The 18220-nt window shown below is 73.6% G+C and carries 17 protein-coding genes, 1 tRNA gene and 2 pseudogenes; 8 read left to right on the top strand and 12 right to left on the bottom strand.

The genetic code is table 11. The features are described from left to right. Nucleotides 1-33: 33 nt before the first annotated feature. Nucleotides 34-471 carry a DUF4307 domain-containing protein gene (locus tag ACF0H8_RS17720; RefSeq protein WP_395290197.1) on the top strand — a complete coding sequence of 146 codons (438 nt, stop codon included), beginning with the start codon at nt 34-36 and terminating at the stop codon, nt 469-471. 194 nt (nt 472-665) lie between these two features. Then, nucleotides 666-1151: a transcription elongation factor GreA gene (greA, locus tag ACF0H8_RS17725; RefSeq protein WP_395290198.1), complete on the top strand. Its 486-nt coding sequence runs from the start codon at nt 666-668 to the stop codon at nt 1149-1151. 113 nt (nt 1152-1264) lie between these two features. Here greA and ilvA read toward each other — a convergent pair whose 3' ends face one another. Next, nucleotides 1265-2482: a threonine ammonia-lyase gene (gene ilvA, locus ACF0H8_RS17730; RefSeq protein ID WP_395290199.1), complete on the bottom strand. Its 1218-nt coding sequence runs from the start codon at nt 2480-2482 to the stop codon at nt 1265-1267. Then, nucleotides 2479-3870 (bottom strand): AI-2E family transporter, encoded by a 1392-nt coding sequence (locus ACF0H8_RS17735; protein WP_395290200.1) that lies wholly within the window; start codon nt 3868-3870, stop codon nt 2479-2481. The genes ilvA and ACF0H8_RS17735 overlap by 4 nt, the downstream gene beginning before the upstream one ends. 142 nt (nt 3871-4012) lie before the next feature. Between ACF0H8_RS17735 and msrA the strand changes: the two genes are divergently transcribed. Beyond that, complete coding sequence (msrA, locus tag ACF0H8_RS17740) at nt 4013-4741, top strand: peptide-methionine (S)-S-oxide reductase MsrA (RefSeq protein WP_395290201.1); 729 nt, start codon at nt 4013-4015, stop codon at nt 4739-4741. Between the two features lie 322 nt (nt 4742-5063). Continuing rightward, nucleotides 5064-5465, top strand: a complete 402-nt coding sequence (locus ACF0H8_RS17745) for an FKBP-type peptidyl-prolyl cis-trans isomerase (RefSeq protein ID WP_395290202.1) — start codon at nt 5064-5066, stop codon at nt 5463-5465. Between the two features lie 67 nt (nt 5466-5532). Here ACF0H8_RS17745 and ACF0H8_RS17750 read toward each other — a convergent pair whose 3' ends face one another. Next, complete coding sequence (locus ACF0H8_RS17750; RefSeq protein ID WP_395290203.1) at nt 5533-6444, bottom strand: Bax inhibitor-1/YccA family protein; 912 nt, start codon at nt 6442-6444, stop codon at nt 5533-5535. 563 nt (nt 6445-7007) lie between these two features. Here ACF0H8_RS17750 and ACF0H8_RS17755 point away from each other — a divergent pair. Further along, the gene (locus tag ACF0H8_RS17755) at nt 7008-7943 is read left to right on the top strand and encodes an ABC transporter ATP-binding protein (protein ID WP_395290204.1); all 936 of its coding nucleotides are present in this window, start codon (nt 7008-7010) and stop codon (nt 7941-7943) included. Beyond that, nucleotides 7940-8791 (top strand): ABC transporter permease subunit, encoded by an 852-nt coding sequence (locus ACF0H8_RS17760; RefSeq protein ID WP_395290205.1) that lies wholly within the window; start codon nt 7940-7942, stop codon nt 8789-8791. Before ACF0H8_RS17755 ends, ACF0H8_RS17760 begins: the two co-directional genes overlap by 4 nt. Nucleotides 8792-8968: 177 nt before the next feature. Here ACF0H8_RS17760 and ACF0H8_RS17765 read toward each other — a convergent pair whose 3' ends face one another. From ACF0H8_RS17765 to ACF0H8_RS17775, 3 genes are all read right to left on the bottom strand, one after another. Then, entirely contained in the window at nt 8969-10489 is a 1521-nt protein-coding gene (locus ACF0H8_RS17765; protein ID WP_395290206.1) for an NAD(P)/FAD-dependent oxidoreductase, read from the bottom strand. A gap of 141 nt (nt 10490-10630) precedes the next feature. After that, nucleotides 10631-10704 (bottom strand) — tRNA-Leu (locus ACF0H8_RS17770). A gap of 111 nt (nt 10705-10815) precedes the next feature. Beyond that, nucleotides 10816-11775 (bottom strand): exopolyphosphatase, encoded by a 960-nt coding sequence (locus ACF0H8_RS17775; protein WP_395290207.1) that lies wholly within the window; start codon nt 11773-11775, stop codon nt 10816-10818. Between the two features lie 160 nt (nt 11776-11935). On the opposite strand from ACF0H8_RS17775, the gene ACF0H8_RS17780 reads away from it, so the two are divergent. Further along, nucleotides 11936-12400 (top strand): aminoacyl-tRNA deacylase, encoded by a 465-nt coding sequence (locus ACF0H8_RS17780; protein WP_395290208.1) that lies wholly within the window; start codon nt 11936-11938, stop codon nt 12398-12400. Between the two features lie 30 nt (nt 12401-12430). On the opposite strand, the gene ACF0H8_RS17785 is transcribed toward ACF0H8_RS17780, so the two are convergent. Then, on the bottom strand, nt 12431-12922 hold the full coding sequence (locus tag ACF0H8_RS17785; RefSeq protein WP_395290209.1) for a DUF501 domain-containing protein: 492 nt from the start codon (nt 12920-12922) through the stop codon (nt 12431-12433). 40 nt (nt 12923-12962) lie between these two features. Continuing rightward, nucleotides 12963-13493, bottom strand: coding sequence for a septum formation initiator family protein (locus tag ACF0H8_RS17790; protein ID WP_395290210.1), 531 nt, complete (start codon nt 13491-13493; stop codon nt 12963-12965). 1 nt (nt 13494) lies between these two features. Between ACF0H8_RS17790 and ACF0H8_RS17795 the strand changes: the two genes are divergently transcribed. After that, nucleotides 13495-13809: a hypothetical protein gene (locus tag ACF0H8_RS17795; RefSeq protein WP_395290211.1), complete on the top strand. Its 315-nt coding sequence runs from the start codon at nt 13495-13497 to the stop codon at nt 13807-13809. Nucleotides 13810-13986: 177 nt separating this feature from the next. Here ACF0H8_RS17795 and eno read toward each other — a convergent pair whose 3' ends face one another. The 4 genes and pseudogenes from eno to ACF0H8_RS17815 all read right to left on the bottom strand — a co-directional run. After that, on the bottom strand, nt 13987-15267 hold the full coding sequence (gene eno, locus ACF0H8_RS17800; protein WP_395290212.1) for a phosphopyruvate hydratase: 1281 nt from the start codon (nt 15265-15267) through the stop codon (nt 13987-13989). 317 nt (nt 15268-15584) lie between these two features. Then, nucleotides 15585-16109 (bottom strand): hypothetical protein, encoded by a 525-nt coding sequence (locus ACF0H8_RS17805; protein WP_395290213.1) that lies wholly within the window; start codon nt 16107-16109, stop codon nt 15585-15587. Between the two features lie 349 nt (nt 16110-16458). After that, nucleotides 16459-17007, bottom strand: a pseudogene (locus ACF0H8_RS17810) (transposase); the annotation flags it as partial. A 135-nt stretch (nt 17008-17142) separates the two neighbouring features. Beyond that, nucleotides 17143-18143: pseudogene (locus tag ACF0H8_RS17815) on the bottom strand (transposase); the annotation flags it as partial. Nucleotides 18144-18220 lie beyond the last annotated feature (77 nt).

Below are 18220 nucleotides of genomic sequence, written 5' to 3' on the forward strand. Positions count from 1 at the left end.
GGGGCGAGCGCCGGTCCGCAGGAAGGACGAGCAGTGCCCACCAGCCCCGCAGCCCCCGGCTCCAACCGTCCCGGGGTCGACCCGGCGATCATGGCCGCGCGGTACGGGGGCGCCTCCGGCGGGCGCCCCGTCCTGGCGCTGGCCGTCGCCGCAGCCGTCCTCCTCGCCGTCGGCGCCCTGGCGCTGCAGGTGGTGAGCCTGTCCAGGCCCGGCGTGAACATGGAGAACCTCGGCTTCACGGTGCACGACCCGACCCGCGCCACCGTGCGGTTCAACGTCATCGCCGAGCCGGGCAGCACCGTGCGCTGCACGCTGACCGCCCTCAACGAGGGCTTCACGGAGGTCGGCTTCCGGGAGGTGGTGGTGGGTCCGGTCCGCGAAGAGATCACCAGCCACCAGGCCGACGTGACGACGACGGAGCTGGCCACCACGGGCAGCGTGACGAGCTGCGAGCTCGTCGAGGAACCCTGATCCAGGCGGTCTGGCGCAGCGGCGCCGGGCGACTGTGGCGCGGTTCTCCCGAGCCGGGCGGCGCGGTTGGGTATACTGGTTGCTTTACACGCCGCCCCGGAGCGGCGCGCGAGGTTCGAGCGCCCGGGCGGAGACATCCCCTAGCCTCGGCCGCACGTGCGTCCGGGGCTTGACCATTTTGTGGAGGAGGAGCCGTGACGCAGGCGACCACCACCTGGCTCACCCAGGACGCGTACAACCGACTGAGCGCTGAGCTTGAGTACCTGACGACCAAGGGGCGCGCGGAGATCGCGCAGAAGATCGACGCCGCGCGCCAGGAGGGGGACCTCAAGGAGAACGGCGGCTACCACGCCGCCCGCGAGGAGCAGGCCAAGCAGGAGGGCCGCATCCAGCAGCTCACCGCGCTGCTGCGCAACGCCCAGGTCGGCGAGGCCCCGGCGGACGACGGCGTCGTCGAGCCGGGCATGGTGGTCACCGCCACCATCGCCGGCAAGGAGCGCACCTTCCTGCTGGGCTCGCGCGAGGCCGCCCCGGGGCTGGACATCGAGGTCTACTCCGAGCACTCCCCGCTGGGCGCGGCGCTCGTCGGCAAGACGTCCGGTGACACCGCCAGCTACGAGGCGCCGAACGGCTCGCGCATCGAGGTGAAGATCGGCGAGGTCAAGCCCTTCCAGGGCTGAGCAAACGACGGCGGCCCGCTCCCGACGAGGGGGGCGGGCCGCCGTCGGCGTCCGTGGCCCCGGACGGGCCGGGCCGGCGGCGTAGGGCGGGACGGGCCGCCGGGGGCCAGGCGTCAGGGCCGGACGATCGTGTAGCCCCGGCGCCGCAGCGCCTCCAGGACGCTCTCGCAGTGCTCGGGACCCTTGGTCTCCAGCTCCACGGAGATCTCCACCTCGTCCACGCCCAGACCGGCCGCGGTGCGGCTGTGCTCGACGTTGACGACGTTGCCGCCGCTGGCGGCGAGCTCGTGAAGCAACGCCGCGAGGCTGCCCGGGGCGTCCTGGACCAGCACCCGCATCTGCAGGTAGCGCCCGGCGGCCGACATGCCGTGCCGGATGATGCGCAACAGCACCAGCGGGTCGACGTTTCCGCCCGAGAGGATGACGGCCACCGGGCCGGCGAAGGCGTGCGGGTCGGCGGCCACGGCCGCGACCCCCGCCGCGCCGGACGGCTCGACGACGAGCTTGGCGCGCTCCACGACGTGCAGCACCGCGCGGGAGAGCTGCTCCTCGGTGACGGTGCGCACCTCCCTGGCGTGCTCGGCGACGAGCCGGAACGGCACCTCCCCCGGCATGCCGACGGCGATGCCGTCGGCCATGGTGTGCAGGCCGGTGCGCGGCACCGGGCGGCCCTCCGCCAGCGAGGCGGGGTAGGCGGCGGCCGCCTCGGCCTGCACGCCCACGACGGCCACGCCCGGGTCGACGGCGTGCACGGCGGCGGCGACGCCGGCGAGCAGCCCGCCGCCGCCGGTCGGGACGACGATGGTGCGCACGCCCGGCACCTGCTCGAGGATCTCCAGGCCGATCGTGCCCTGCCCGGCGACGATGTCCGGGTGGTCGTAGGGGTGGATGAACGCCCGGCCGGTCCGAGCCACCTCCTGCGCCGCGGCGTCCAGGCAGGCGGTGAGGTCCTCCCCCGCCAGGACCACCTCGGCGCCGTAGCCGCGGGTCGCCGCGACCTTGGGCAGCGCGGCGTCGACCGGCATGAAGATCCGGGCGGAGATGCCCAGCTCGCGCGCCGCGAGCGCGACGCCCTGGGCGTGGTTGCCTGCCGACGCGGCGACGACGCCGCGCGCCTTCTCCTCCGCGCTCAGCCGGGTCATGCGCACGTACGCGCCCCGGATCTTGAACGACCCGGTGCGCTGGAGGTTCTCCGTCTTGAGCCACACCGGGGCGCCGACCAGGCCCGAGAGCGTCGTGGAGTGCTCCACCGGGGTGCGGTGCACCACCGGCTCGAGGACCCGCGCCGCGTCCTGGAACGTGGCCAGGCCGAACGCCGCGCGGACGCTCATCGGTTCCCGTCCGGCGCGCCGGGCTCACCGGCCCGGTCGGCGGCCTCGCCGCCCCGCGCCGCGGCCTCGCCGCGCCCGAAGGTGGGCGCCTGAGCGTCCAGGTCCTCGAGCATCCCGACCTCCTCGCCCATGTGGGCGTAGTCCTCCTCGATGGCGGAGGTGACGGCGCCGGGTGGACCGCCGGGCCGGTTGAGGTCCGTGGCGAGCTGGGGGTACTTGTCGTGGCCGTGCAGGTAGAGCACCACGGTGTTCAGCACCGCGACCACGGGCACGGCGAACAGGGCGCCGAGGATGCCGGCGATGCCGGTACCGGCGGTCACGGCGAGCAGGATCGCGATGGGGTGCAGCGCCAGGGCGTTGCTCTGCAGCCAGGGCTGGAGCAGGTTGCCCTCGATCTGCTGCACCGCCAGCACGATCAGCAGCATGATCACGGCGGTCACGAGGCCCTGGTCCACGAGGGCGACCAGCACGGCCACCGTCCCCGACAGCAGGGCGCCCACGATCGGGATGAACGCGCCCAGGAAGACCAGCACGCCGATCGGCAGGGCGAGTGGGATGCCGAGGATGATCGCGCCCAGGGCGATGCCCACGGCGTCGACGAAGGCGACGAGGATCTGGGTGCGGGCGTAGCCGCCCAGCGTCACCCACGCGCGGATGCCGGACTCGTTGATGCGCTCCCGGGCCGTGCGCGGGGCGAGCCGGACGAACCACTGCCAGATCCGCCGCCCCTCCTTGAGGAAGAAGAAGAGGCAGAACACCGCGATGAGCGCGCCGGTGACCACCGTCGTCACCGAGCCGGTGACGTTGGCGACGCCGGAGACCAGCACGTCTGAGTTCGCCCGGACCTGGTCGGTGAGCTGGCTCATCCACTGGTCGATCTGGTCCTCGGAGATGCCCAGCGGCCCCTCCGCAAGCCAGGCCGTCAGCTCGTTGAAGCCCTGCACCGCCCGGTCGGCCAGCTCGCCGAAGCCGTTGTAGATGGAGCGCCCCGCCAGCACGAGCAGCCCACCGACGAACACGACCGCCGCGAGGATCGCCGTCAGGGAGGCCAACGCCCGCGGGAAGTGCAGGCGTCGGCGCAGCCAGCCCGCGAACGGCTCCAGCAGCACCGCGAGGAGCAGCGCCGCGAGGAACGAGACGACCACGGTCTGGAACGTGATGACGGCGTAGACGACCGCCGCGCCGGCTGCGACGATGACCAGCACGCGCCACGACCAGGCGGCCATCGCCCGGACGGACCACGGCACCGCCTCGGCGGGGTCCGTCCGGGTGCGGGCGGAGACGGCGGCCCGCTCCGTCCCGCGGCGGGCACGGACGGAGTCGCCCTGCGGGGGCTCCTGGCGCGTGGCGCTCAGGCGGGCGAGCCAGGAGGCGTTGAGGTCGGGCATGTCCCCTCGATCGGGTCGGCGTGGCGCGGAGATCCTGTGGTCACCCTACGGCCCGGACGCCGTGAGATCCTGGCCGGCGCCCGGGGAAGAACCGCGCGGCGCGCGGCGTTGACCTCGCCGGACGCACGTAGGAGGAGAAGCGATGTTCGGACTTGGCCGCAGGACCCAGATGGTGACGCCGCACGAGGCCCTGCCGGGCCGGCCGGCGCCCGCCTTCGCCGTGCCCCGCACCCACGAGGTGCTCGGCACCCCGCTGCAGGGGCCGTGGCCGGCGGGCGCGGAGGTGCTGTACGTCGCGATGGGCTGCTTCTGGGGCGCCGAGCGGATCTTCTGGCGGCTGCCCGGGGTCGTCTCCACCGCGGCCGGCTACCTCGGCGGCTACACGCCGAACCCCACGTACGAGGAGGTGTGCACGGGCCTGACCGGGCACACCGAGGGGGTGCAGGTGGTCTACGACCCCGCGCGGACCTCCCCCGAGCTGCTGCTCAAGGCGTTCTGGGAGAACCACGACTCCACGACGCCGAACCGGCAGGGCAACGACATCGGCACGCAGTACCGCTCGGGCATCTACTGGACGACCGCCGGCCAGGAGCAGGCGGCCCGGGCCACCAGGGACGCGTTCCAGGAGGTGCTCACCGAGCACGGCCACGGCACCATCTCCACCGAGGTCCGCCCGTTCGCGGACGCCGACGGAGAGCGCGGCGCCGGGCCGTTCTACTACGCCGAGGACTACCACCAGCAGTACCTGCACAAGAACCCCAACGGGTACTGCAACCACGGGCCGAACGGGATGACGTGCCCCGTGGGGCTCATCCCCGCCCAGCACGTCGCGCCGGCGCAGGTCGACGTCGCCCCGCCAGCGGCGGGCTGACCGGAGGCAGGGCGCGGCCGGCTGGCTGCCGCGACGGCCGGGGTTCGGGGGACCGCCGCTCGATCCCGGCGACGACGGAGGCGTCGTCGGTGACGGCCATGCGGAAGACCCGCACGCCCCGGCGCGCCAGCCCCTCCATCCGCTCCACCCGGCGGGCCACGGCGCGCACGGCGAACCCTGACCGGGCCCGAGCCCTCGTGCGTGCCGCCGACACCAGGCGCAGGCCTCCCGCCCCGGCCACCGCCGGCGCGGACGGGGCGGCATCGAACGTAGGGTGGCGACAGCCCGGCGGCCGTCGGGCACACCGAGACGAGAGGACGCCATGAGCGAGCTCCCCAGCGCCAGCGGCGGCTTCGGCGACAAGCCGGAGCTGACCTTCCCCGCCACCCCCGCCCCGGAGGGCCTGCAGGTGCAGGTGCTCGAGCAGGGCGACGGCGACGCCGTCCGGGCGGGTGACACCATCGTGGTGCACTACCTCGGCCAGACCTGGGGCGGTCACGTCTTCGACAACTCCTACGACCGGGGCGACACGATCTCCTTCCCGATCGGGATGGGCGTGGTCATCGGCGGGTGGGACGACGGCCTGGTGGGCCAGCAGATCGGCTCCCGTGTGCTGCTGTCCATCCCGCCGGAGCACGGCTACGGCCCGCGTGGCGTGCCCCAGGCCGGGATCAAGGGCACCGACACGCTGGTGTTCGTCGTCGACGTGGTCGGGGTCGAGTAGCCACCACCGGCGAAAGTGCGGCGGCCGCCCCCGAGGGGACGGCCGCCGCTTCTCGTCTGACGCGAGGTCAGTCGCTGCCGCGCAGGATGGCCAGCAGACGCAGGAACTCGATGTACAGCCACACCAGGGTCACGGCCAGGCCGAAGGCGGCGGACCAGGCGAAGCGGCCCGGGATCCCCTGCTCCACGCCACGCTTGATGGCGTCGAAGTCCATGATCAGGCACAAGGCCGCCAGCCCGACGGCGAACAGGCCAAGCAGCAGGCCGAGCGGGATGCCCATCAGGGTGGCGCCGCGCAGCCCCCACGGGTCGCCGGTCACGCCGGTCCACATCAGCACGATGTTCACCAGCGAGAAGAGCGCGTAGCCGACGAGCGCGATCAGGACGAACTTGGTGAGCTTGGGCGTGACGCGGACCTTGCCCGAGCTGAACAGCAGGAGCGCGGCCACGAAGGTCGCCATCGTGCCGAGCACGGCCTGGAGGACGATGCCCTCGTAGCTGGCGCTGAAGACGGCGGAGATCCCGCCGAGGAAGAGGCCCTCGGCGACTGCGTAGCCGAGGATCAGGCCGCGGCTGGGCTCGCGCTTGAACGCGTTGACGAGGCCGAGCACGAGGCCGACCAGGGCACCGCCGATGGTGAGCGCCATGTTGGCGCCCATGACGACCCAGTTGAACGCCGCTGCGACCACGATGAGGCCGAGGACCACCGCCGTCTTGACGATGACGTCGTCGTAGGTCATGCGGCCGGTGTCCGCCGGGGCGGCCGCCGGGCGCCGGTAGGCGGCCTCGAGGTCGTCCGCCCGGCCGGCCGATGGCTGCTGGTAGCCGTACGGCTGCGAGGGGGCGTAGGGCTGCTGGCCTGCGTAGGTGGTCCCCGCCTGACCACCAGGGGTGTAGCCGGGGTAGGTCGGGTAGCCCTTCGGTGTCCGCTGCGCGTTCTTGCCGAAGTAGGGACTGCTTTCGAAGACGGGATTGCTCACGGTGCTGCCTCCTGGTCGCGACCCGTCGTCCGTGGCCGGACGGGGCCGTTGTCGCTGGCCGATCCTCATCGTACGGGCGTCAGGTCCCGCCGAAGAAAACTCCTGCTACTGGCATAACGGGACGATATAGGCAGAAGTTCCCGGCGCGCCGCTCGTCGCCGACGGGACGAACGTGCCGGTCCGCCCGGATCGCGCCACAAATGGTGCTGGTGTGACTCCGGCACAGGCGTCAGCGCAGATCGCCGTCTGCCGCCGCGCCCCACGCGCCCCTTTTGTGGCGCAATCCGCTCGCGAAGTGCGGGCCGGAGCCGCGGGTGCCGTGCCACTCCTCGCCGGCGCGCCTCGCCGGCCGATGGTGGTTCCCCGCGGGGCGTCGCCTACTCCCCGACGGCCGTCCTCTACTCCCCGAGGATGAGGAGCCTCCGCTCCGCGACGGAGCCGGACCGGGTCCCACAATCACCCCCAGCGCCGATCCCTTCGCAGGTGGCAGGGCCATAGCGTGGCCACAGCACGCCGGTTCAGTGCCCTGCGGCACACCGCACTGCCCACCAGGAAAGGTCCCCATGATCGAGGCGCACGACCTCACCAAGCGCTACGGCGCGAAGACCGCAGTCGACCGCATCAGCTTCACCATCCCGCCCGGCACGGTCACCGGCTTCCTCGGCCCGAACGGCGCCGGGAAGTCCACCACCATGCGGATGATCGTCGGGCTCGACAGGCCGACGTCGGGCACGGTGACCGTGAACGGCAAGCCGTACGCGCAGCACCGCTCGCCCCTGACGGAGGTCGGCGCGCTGCTCGACGCCAAGGCGGTCCACCCCGGTCGCAGCGCCCGCTCGCACCTGCGGACCCTGGCCGCCACGCACGGCCTCTCCTCGAGGCGGGTGGACGAGGTCATCGAGATGACCGGGCTGCGGGCCGTGGCGACCAAGCGCGTCGGCGGCTTCTCCCTCGGCATGGGTCAGCGCCTGGGCATCGCCGCGGCCATGCTGGGCGACCCCCGCACGCTCATCCTCGACGAGCCGGTCAACGGGCTCGACCCCGAAGGCGTGGTGTGGGTGCGCACCCTGGTGCGCCACCTGGCCGGCGAGGGCCGGACCGTCTTCCTCTCCTCGCACCTCATGAGCGAGATGGCGCAGACGGCGGACCAGCTGCTCGTCATCGGCAAGGGCCGCATCATCACCGCGGGCCCGGTGCAGGACGTCATCGACGGCGCCACGGCGACGACGGTGCGGGTGCGCTCCCCGCGCGCCGCCGACCTGGCCACGCTCGTCCAGACGGCCGGGGCCACCGTGTCCTCGACCGAGGCGGGCGTGCTGGAGCTGCGCGGCGTCACGGCCGAGCAGGTGGGCGAGCTGGCCGCCGTGCACCAGATCGTCCTGCACGAGCTCACCCCGCAGCGGGCGAGCCTGGAGGACGCCTACATGAGCCTGACCCAGGACGCGGTCGAGTACCGCACCGAGACCACCCCCGTCGCTCTGGAGGGCGAAACCCGATGACCACCGACACGACCACCGCGCCCGCCGTCCGCGAACGGGCCGCCCGCCGGGAGCCGCTCGGACGCCTGACCTTCGCCGGCGTCATGCGCGGCGAGTGGATCAAGCTGCTCTCGCTGCGCTCCACGTGGTGGACGCTCGGCATCACCGTCGCCGTCATGGCGCTCCTGGCGCTGGCCCAGGCCGCGTCCGTCGGGTTCCTGCTCGAGGACCCGAACACCCTCGGCGGCGCGGAGCTCCACGGGGCCGAGCTCGTCATCGGCGGCTACCAGTTCGGCATGGTGACGATCGCCGTCCTCGGCGCGCTGCTGATCACCGGCGAGTTCACCTCGGGCATGATCCGCTCCACCTTCGCCGCGGTGCCCACGCGCCTGCCGGTGCTCGCCGCCAAGGCCCTCGCGCTGGTCGTGGTGACCGTGGTGGTCAGCGTCGTCAGCCTGGCCGCCGCCTACCTCATCAGCATGCCCTTCCTCGGCGACCACGACCTCGTGCCGGCGCTCGACGACCCGCTCACCTGGCAGGCGTTCGGCGGCATGGCGTTCTTCTTCGTGGCCAGCGCGCTGGTCGCGCTGGGCCTGGGCGCCGTCCTGCGGCACACCGCGGGCACCATCACCGCGGTGCTGGTGCTGCTCATGCTTCTGCCGATGATCCTGCAGTTCGTCAACATCGAGTGGGTGCAGGACGCCCTGAACTACCTACCCCTGCCCGCCGCCATGGCGTTCCTGGGCATCAGCGAGTTCTTCGGCGCCAACGACGCGCTCAGCGCCTGGCAGGGCGTGGCCGTCGTCGGCGCCTACGCCGTGGTCGCGCTGGCGGCCGGGGCGATCGCGCTGCGCAGGCGCGACGCCTGACCACGAGCGCCGGTCCGCGCCGCCGGGCGCCGCGGGAGCTCCCCGTGGCGCCCGGCCGCCGGCCCCGCGGACCGGATGGCCGACCCCGGTGCTGAGGGCGCCCGGGAGCCGGCCGCGCCCGGGAAACACCGAAGGCGCCGGCCCGCCGGGCCGGCGCCTTCGCGCGCGAGGTGCTGGTTACTGCTTGCCGGACGGCTGCTTGCCGCCCTGCAGCACCGCTGCCTTGTCGCCGGTCGGCGCGGGCACGGGCTTCTTGCCGGAGGCCACGGCCTCCTCCCAGGCGGCGCGCGGGGTGGACAGCGCGCTCAGGGAGACCAGCTCGCGGCGGAAGAAGATCGCCTCGGTCCAGTCGGAGAGGATGCGGACCTTGCGCTCGAAGGACGGCATGGCCATCACGTGGTAGCCGCGGTGCATGAACCAGGCGAGCGGGCCACGGAACTTGTAGCCCTTGATCTGGGCGACGCCCTTGTACAGGCCGAGCGAGGCCACCGTGCCGACGTTCTCGTGGCGGTACTCCTCGGGCTGCTCGCCCATGAGGACGTGGGCGAGGTTCTTGCCGAGCTGCTTGCCCTGGCGGACGGCGTGCTGGGCGGTGGGGCCGCAGTACTCCCCCGGGCCCTTGGTGAGGTCCGGGACCGCGGCGCAGTCGCCGGCGGACCAGGCGCCCTCGACGACGGTGCCGTCCTCCCTGACCACCTGCAGGGCGGCGTTGACGCGGACGCGGCCGCGCTCGTCGAGCGACAGGTCGGTGTCGCCGAGCATCGGGTTCGGCTTCACACCGGCGGTCCACACGATGGTGTCGGCCTCGAACTTCTCGCCGGTGGACAGCTCGACCTTCCCGTCGACGCAGGAGTTGAGGAAGGTGTTGAGGTGGATCTCGACGCCGCGCTCGCGCAGCTGCTCGAGGGCGTAGCCGCCGAGCTCCTCGCCCAGCTCGGGCAGGATCCGGCCGGCGCCCTCGACGATGACGAACCGCAGGTCCTCGGGCTCGATGGAGTCGTACTCCTCCGTGGCCGCGCGGGCCATGTCCTCGACCTCGCCGATCGCCTCGATGCCGGCGAAGCCGCCACCGACGAAGACGAAGGTCAGCATGCGCTTGCGCTCGTCGGCGTCCCAGGTCGAGGCGGCCATCGCGAGCTGGTTGAGCACGCGGTTGCGCAGCGCGGTGGCCTCCTCGATGTGCTTGAAGCCGATCGCGTTCTCCGCAAGGCCGGGGATGGGCAGGGCGCGGGCGACGGAGCCGACGCCGACGACGAGGTGGTCGTAGGTGACCTCGTAGGCCGGGTCGTCGGTCAGCGGCTTGATGACGGCCTTGCGCTCGGCGTGGCGGATCTCGACGACGTTGCCGTTGAGCACCGAGGTGCCCTTGAGCTCGCGGCGCAGCGAGGTCACGACGTGGCGCGGCTCGATGGAGCCGGCCGCGGCCTCGGGCAGGAAGGGCTGGTAGGTCATGTAGGGGCGCGGGTCCACCACGGCGATCTCCGCGTCGGCGCGGCCGAGGTGCTTGCGCAGGGTGGAGGCGGTGTACAGCCCGATGTAGCCACCACCGACGATGAGGATCCGGGGCGTGCGGCCGCCGTGGATCACCGGGCGCGCGTCCTCCGAGCGCGGGGCGAGTGCCTTGGCGGCGTAGGCGCCGGCACCGGCGAGAGCGGCCACGGAGGTGGTGACGGCGGCAGTGCGCAGGAAGGAAGCCATGCGGCCATCGTAGGAGCCGTCCGGAGGACCCTCTAGGCGGAAACGGGCGAAACGGGCCGTGACGCTCGCCACGGTTGCTGACGGCCGGTCAGATAACGGCCGGCTCGCGGTGGCTCCTCGGGCCCGACCTGGGGAGACACGTGCCCCCAACGGGATTCGAACCCGTACTGCGCCGGGTTTAAGCCGGCTGCCTCTGCCAGTTGGGCTATGGGGGCGCGGCCGCATGGTCGGACCAGGTCCGCGCACCGTCCGGGCGCCGCCCATCCATCCTGCCGCATGCCCGGGGTGCGCGGCGCGCGGCCGCGCCCGCGTGGACGACGGCGCGCTCAGGCGGCGACCGACAGGGCGATGCCGTCGAGGATGTCGTGCTCGCTGGTCACCACGGTCGCCAGCGACCCGCCGCCGGCGGCCACCTCGGCCTGGACGCGGGTGATCACCTCCGACCACACCAGCGCGCCGGCCCCGATGACGTCCACGCGGCCGGGGTGCATGAACCCCATCGCGGCACGCTCGGCGTGGTCCGCCCCGAGCAGCGCGGCGCATGAGGCCAGCACGGTGGCCACGGGCAGCGCCGCGCCGTCGATGGCGTGCGGGTCGTAGGCGGGCAGCCCCAGGGCGTGCGCGGTCACCGTGGTGACCGAGCCGGCGAGGCCGACGAGGGTGCGCGCCCGCCCCAGCGGGACGACGGCGGCCGCGGCGTCGAGCATGGTGCGCACGTCCGCCCGGGCCGCCTCCTGCTGCGCCTCGCTGGGCGGGTCGTCCAGGAGGTGCCGCTCGGTGAGCCGCACGCACCCGACGTCCATCGAGTACGACACCAGGGGCACGCCGTCGCCGAGCACGAGCTCGGTCGAGCCGCCCCCGATGTCCACCACGAGGTACGGCCCCGGCCGCACGGCGGGGTCGATGACGCTGGCGGCCCCGGCGAAGCTCAGCGCCGCCTCCTCCTCGCCGGTGATGACCTCGGGCTCGACGCCGAGGGCTTCGCGCACGCCGTCGACGAAGTCCTGGCGGTTCGCGGCGTCCCTCGTGGCCGACGTCGCCACGAAGCGGGTGCGCTCGACGCCGTGCTCCTCACAGAGCCGCGCGTAGCCGCGGGCGGCGTCGAGGGTGCGGGCCAGGGCCGTCGGGTCCAGCCGGCCGGTGCGGTCCACGCCCTGCCCGAGCCGGACCACCTCCATGCGCCGCAGGACGTCCGTCAGCCGCGGCGAGGAGCCGGCGGGCCCGACGTCGGCGATGAGCAGGCGGATGGAGTTCGTCCCACAGTCGATGGCAGCTACCCGAGTCACGGGACCACCCTGCCACGGCCCGGTGGCGCGGCCGCGCGGGCGCCGTCCGCCGTGGGCAAGGTCACCGGCGGCCGGCAGAGCCCGGGCGGGCGGCCTCCGCACGCGACCCGCACCGCGGGCGCCCGCCGGCCCAGCGTGCGGTGCTCCTAGGGTGGGGACCATGAGCGAGCAGGCCGCCGTCACGGCGCTGGAGGGGTCCGGGATCGGCTTCGAGATCACGCGGCACGGCCGCGTCTCCTCCCTCGCGGAGGCGGCGGCGGCGCGCGGGGTGGAGCCCTCGGCGATCGTCAAGACGATCGTGGTGCGCCGCGGCGAGGGCGACTATCTCTTCGTGCTGGTGCCCGGCGGGCGGACGATCTCGTGGCCGAAGCTGCGCTCGCTCCTGGGCGTCAACCGCATTTCCATGCCCGACGCCGCCACCGCCAAGGAGGTCACGGGCTACGAGCGGGGCACGATCACGCCGTTCGGCGCGACGACCGCGTGGCCGGTGATCGCCGACGCGTGCATCGCCGGCACCGTGTCGATCGGCGCGGGCGCCCACGGCGTCGCCGCCACGGTGGACGCGGACGAGCTGGTGCGCACGCTGGACGCGCGGGTGGCGGACGTCACCGAGCCCGAGGGCTGATCCTCCGGCGAGCCCGCCGAGGGCCTGGGGTCAGCAGGAGCAGCGGCGCGGGCTCCACATGCCCTCGAGCAGCCGCAGCGTCTCGTCACCGAAGGGGTTGATCCCCTCGCCGACGGCGAGCGTGTGCCCCAGCAGGGCGTGCAGGCACTTAACGCGGGTGGGCATGCCGCCGGCCGAGACGCCGGCGATCTCCGGGACCTCGCCGAGCTCGGCGCGCCGGGCCAGGTAGTCCTCGTGCGCGCGCCGGTACCGCTCGGCCAGGTCGGGGTCGGTGCCCAGGCGCTCGTTCATCCCCTCCATCACGTGCTCCGCCTCGAGCGTGCTGACCGCCTTCACGGCGGGCGGGCAGGTGAGGTAGTACGTCGTCGGGAAGGGCGTGCCGTCGTCGAGCCGCGGCGCGGTGCGCACCACCGTGGGCCGGCCGCACACGCAGCGGGCCGCGATGCCGACGACGCCGCGGGGCACGCGGCCGAGCTGCTCTTCCAGCACCTCCAGGTCACGCGCGGTGACGGTGGTGTCCACGGTTCTCCTCGTGCTCGACGTCCCGGCGCTCCACCCTAGGTCACTCCGCCGGCGCCCCCGGGTCCACGGGCGCCACCGGAGCCGCGGGCGCCGACGGCCCCGCGGGCGTCTCCGGCTCGGCGGGCACCGTGAGGCCCGAGGGGTCCTCCTCGCCGGTGGCCGAGCGGCCCGCCACGTTCACCGAGTCCCACGCGGCGAGGTACCACGGCGTCGCCGCCGCCCGCGCCGCGGCGCGCTCCTCGGCCTCGGCCTCCGCCTCGCTCTCCCCGCCGGTCACGGTCTCGGGGTCGACGACGACGTACGGGGTCTCCCCCGGCATGACGTAGCCGAGCCGGTCGCGCGCCTGGGACTGGACGTACCGGGGGTCCTGCCACAGCGCCAGCTGCTCCTCGAGCTCGCCGTTGCGCTCGGTGGCCTCGGCCACCTGCGCGTTGAGGGTGCGCAGCTGCTCCTGCTGGGCGACGGCGAACCGGAGCGTGGGCGCCAGCACGGCGAACGCGACGAGCGCGACGATGAGCAGGCCCAGGGCCCGCAGGGAGATGGCGGGGCTGGGCGCGTCATCGTCGCCCACCGTGAAGACGACGGCGCGACGCTCCCCCGAGGCGCCGGTTGCGGAGCCGGTCCGGCGGCCGCGCGGAGCGGTCGTCCCGCCGCGGGCCGGGGTCCCCGCCCTCCTGGTGCCGGCCCCGGCGGACGCGCTACCGGCGGCCGGGCTCTTGCGGGTCGACGCCGCCTTGGCCGCGGGCGTCGTCCTCGCGGTGCTCGCGCTGCCGGCGGGACGTCTCGGCGCGCCGGTCGCGTCACCGCCGGCCGCGGGCTTCGGCTTGCCGTCCGTCGCCCTGCCGCCGGCCCGGGCGGCGCTCCCCCGCCCCGGCGCACCGGCCTGACGGGACGCGCGCCCCGTGCGGGGCGCGGTCGGACGGCGGGCACTCATAGTCCTCATCGTCTCCCATGGCGCCCGGATACGCCGGGAGCCGCGGGGCGTGAGTCTCACACCCCGCGGCTCCTGGCTGCGGTTCCTGCGGCTGCGGTTCCTGCGGCTGCGGTTCCTGCGGCTGCGGGGCCTAGCGGGCCGCGCGCGGGAAGGCGCTGCGGCCGGCGTACACCGCGGCGTCGTCGAGCTCCTCCTCGATGCGCAGGAGCTGGTTGTACTTGCTGATCCGCTCGCCGCGGGCCGGGGCGCCGGTCTTGATCTGCCCGGCGTTCACCGCCACGGACAGGTCGGCGATGGTGGTGTCCTCGGTCTCGCCGGAGCGGTGGGAGACCATCGCGGTGAAGCCGTTGCGCTGGGCGAGGGTGACGGCGTCGAGCGTCTCGGTGAGGGAACCGATCTGGTTGAGCTTGACCAGCAGGGAGTTCGCGGCCCTGAGCTCGATGCCCTTCGCGAGGCGCTCGGGGTTGGTGACGAACAGGTCGTCGCCGACGATCTGCACGCGGCTGCCGACCTCGGCGACCAGCTGGGCCCAGCTCTCCCACTCGTCCTCGCTCAGCGGGTCCTCGATGGAGACCAGCGGGTAGTCGGCGATGAGACGCTCGTAGTAGGCGATCATGTCCGCCGGAGAGGTGGCCTTGCCCTCGAACTGGTAGGCGCCGTCGGAGAAGAACTCCGTGGAGGCGACGTCCAGGGCCAGGGCGATGTCCTCGCCCGGCTTGAAGCCGGCCTTGTCGATGGCGACCAGGATGAGGTCGAGCGCCGCGCGGTTGGACTCGAGGTTCGGGGCGAAGCCGCCCTCGTCGCCCAGGCCGGTGGCCAGGCCGCGGTCCTTGAGCACGGACTTCAGCGCGTGGTAGGTCTCCGCGCCCCAGCGCAGGGCCTCCTTGAAGCTCGGGGCGCCGACGGGGGCGACCATGAACTCCTGGATGTCCACGTTGGAGTCGGCGTGGGAGCCGCCGTTGAGGATGTTCATCATCGGCACGGGCAGCAGGTAGGCGTTCGGGCCGCCCACGTACCGGAAGAACGGCAGGCCGGCGGACTCGGCGGCCGCCTTGGCGACGGCGAGCGAGACACCGAGGATCGCGTTGGCACCGAGCTTGCCCTTGTTGGCCGAGCCGTCCAGGTCGATGAGGGTCTGGTCGATGATCCGCTGCTCGGTGGCGTCGAAGCCCAGGATCTCCGGGGCGACCGTGTCGATCACGGCGTCGACCGCGTTCTGCACACCCTTGCCCAGGTAGCGGGACTTGTCGCCGTCACGGCGCTCGACGGCCTCGAACGCGCCGGTCGAGGCGCCGGAGGGGACGGCCGCCCGGGCGACCGTCCCGTCCTCGAGCGCGACCTCGACCTCGACGGTGGGGTTGCCGCGCGAGTCGAGAATCTCGCGGGCGCCAACGGCCTCGATGCTGGCCACAGGGGACTCCTTCATTCGGTGGGAGTGGTACCCGCCCACGGTAGTACGGGCATTCCGGGACAGCGAGGGACCATTCGGCCCGCCGGAGCATCGCGGCGGTGTGACCGTGGACACCTCAGCGGGCGAGAAAGGTGGGCACCACCGCGCGATGGCCGGGCACCTCCGCACGGCTGTCGGGGCACCTCCGGCGCGGCTGTCTGGGCGCCTCCGCGCGACGGCCGAGCCGCGTCCGCGGGCGAGATCCCGCGCCAGCGAGCGGCGGGAGGCCGGGCATGGATCGGTGGCCGCGCCGAGCGGGGCGGCCCGGGTCAGCCTTGTTACGGCGCGGCGATCCAGTCGTGCTCGACGGGCGTCACGACACCCTGGACGGCCTCGCCGTAGCGCGGGTTGACCTCGATGTCCGCCTCGTTCATCGCCGTCGAGAGCTTCTCCCCCACGGCCGCCGCGTCGGGGCTGGACTGCAGCTCGGTGACGCCGAAGAGGTAGTGCCCCAGGTCGATGAACGCCTCGGAGAAGCCGTCCTCCGGGACCTCGGCGCCCTGGAGCGCCGCCTGCTGCTCGAAGAGGCCGGCGACCTCCTCGTCGGTGTAGGCGATGCCGTGCTCGGGGCCGACCTCCTGGAAGACCTGGGCCAGCATCAGGGTGGTGAGGACGGCGGACGGCGCGGTGTCCTGGCCGGTGAGGGCCTCGAACTCGAGCGTGGCGTCGCTGAGCTCGCTCTCCGTGATCCGCACGCCGTTGATCACCCCGGCGGTGCCCGGCTGCGCGGAGCAGCCGGCGACGGCCCCCGCGGCGGCCATGATCCCGAGGACGGCGACAAACCTGGAGCTGCGCGTTCCCACCGGTGAACCTCCGAGTTCTCCCGGGGCGCCTGCGCTCCGGGCTGGCTGTGCTGTGACCCGGGTCCCATCGTAGGGGTAGCCGGTGCGCCGCCCGGGACGTCGGTCCTGGTGGGGCGCGGCACCGCAGCCTCCCCCGGTGGGTCACGGACGCGATCAGCGCCCCCGCTAGGAGGCTGCTGAACAAGACGGCGTTCTTGTACCCGCGTGAGCAGAAGCGTGGGCGGGCAGGTCGCCTCACGGCCGTCTCGCGGCGGTCACAGCGCTGGGCTGGACGTCGAGGTCGGGCCTGCCCGTCGGATCCATGATGCGCCTGGCGGGCCCGTGCGGGCCGGGGCGGTGGTCCAGCCGTTCAGGCCGTGGCCACCACCCAGGCCCCGGCGGTGCGCTGCAGGCCAAGGGTGAGCAGCCGCTTGAGGTTGATCGCGGCGGCGCGGTGGTGGAGCCAGTGGTCGTTCTTGGCGATCCCGCGGTAGCGGACCTTGCGGTTGCCGCGGGTGAGCCAGGCGATGGAGCGTTCGACCATCGGCCGCCAGGTGCGGTAGGTCTGCTGGAACTCCGGCTGCTGGGCCCGGGCGCGGTGGGCGCGCTGGAGCGCCTCGTGGGGGTGCAGGTCGAGCTGGCGGCCTCTGGTCGAGGTGGTGCAGCGCGCCCGGAGCGGGCAGCCGCGGCAGCCGGCCCCGAACGTCACGCGGTTCTTGGGGCTGATCTTCCGGGTCAGCCCGTTCGGGCAGGTCACGGTGCCGGCGGCCGGGTCGACGGTGAAGTCCTCGAGCGTGAACCCGCCCGGGATGGCCGGGCGCAACGGCCAGGGCTTGATGATCGCCGTGTGCCCGGCCGCCTCCAGGGCGGCCAGCGCCTCGCCGGTGCCGTAGGCGGAGTCGGCGAGGACCTCGACCGGGACCTGCGCGACGACGGGCGCCTCGCCGGCCTCCGTGGCCTCGAGGCTCGCGGCGCTCTCGGGGTTCTCCGGGCTCGCGGCGCTCTCGGGGTTCTCCGGGCTCGCGGTGCTCTCGGTTGTCTCGGGGCTCAGGGTGGTGTCGGTGGCGAGCAGGTCGATGCCGACCGCGCCGTCGGCGGACTCGGTCCCGGCGGCCTTGGTCAGCTTGGTGGTGGTGATCAGCCCGGTGGCCGGCTCCACCACGACATGGGCCTTGAACCCGTTACGGCGCTGATGGACGGTCTTGTGGGCGTGCCGGGTCTGGGATCGACGGTGGAGATGACCCGGTCGTAGGCCACCTTGCGGGCGATGCGCCAGCGCCCGTCGGTGCCGTCGCTGCCCTCGGCGGGCTCGACGTCCTGACCGGCGACCACCGCCAGCAGCGCCACGACCTGCGCCTGGTCCTCGGGCAGCGAATCGACGTCGAGGTGGTCCAGCAGCGCCAGCGCGTCGGTGACCAACGCCGAGACGAGCTCGTCGCGGGCGGCCGGGTCGTCCCAGGCGATCCGTGGCTTACCCGGCGAGCTGTAGTCGTGCCGGGTGCAGTGCGCGGCGACCGCCTTCTTGCCGCCGGTGACCTCGCGGGCGACCCGGCGGATCGCGGCGATCAGCTGGGTCACGGTGTCCTGGGTGGCGACCGCGTCCTCCAGCACCGTGGAGTCCAGCGCCCGCTGGGTCTTGCCCGTCAGGATCCCGGTCTCCATCACCACCGCGTTCACGGCCTCGAAGATCCGGTACGGCCGCCGGCTCGCGGCGAGGCGGCGGCACCAGTACGTCAGCGTGGTCGGATGGAACGCCGGCGCCTGCACCGGCAGACCGCACGCCGCCTTCCACCGCAGGTCGAACGTGACCGCCTCGGCCGCCTCCCGGTCCGAGAGCCCATTCAGCGTCTGCAGCACCAGCACCGTGGCGACCACGTCCGCCGGCACCGACGGGCGCCCGCGCGCCGAGCGGAACAGGTCCGCGAACAACTCCTCCGGGAACAACGCCAGCCGGTGCTCGGCCAAGAACGCGTACACGCTGCCCGGCTCAAGCAGCTCACCGGCCATCGACTCCGCGTCGAACAGATCCCGCTGATCTCTCGCTCGCCCCTGCATGCCCCAAGCGTTCCCGAACCGCACACCAAGACCGGGCAGGGACACGCATTGTTCAGCAGTCTCCTAGATGTCCTGCG

This window comes from Georgenia sp. AZ-5, assembly GCF_043952095.1.
Lineage (GTDB): Bacteria > Actinomycetota > Actinomycetes > Actinomycetales > Actinomycetaceae > Georgenia.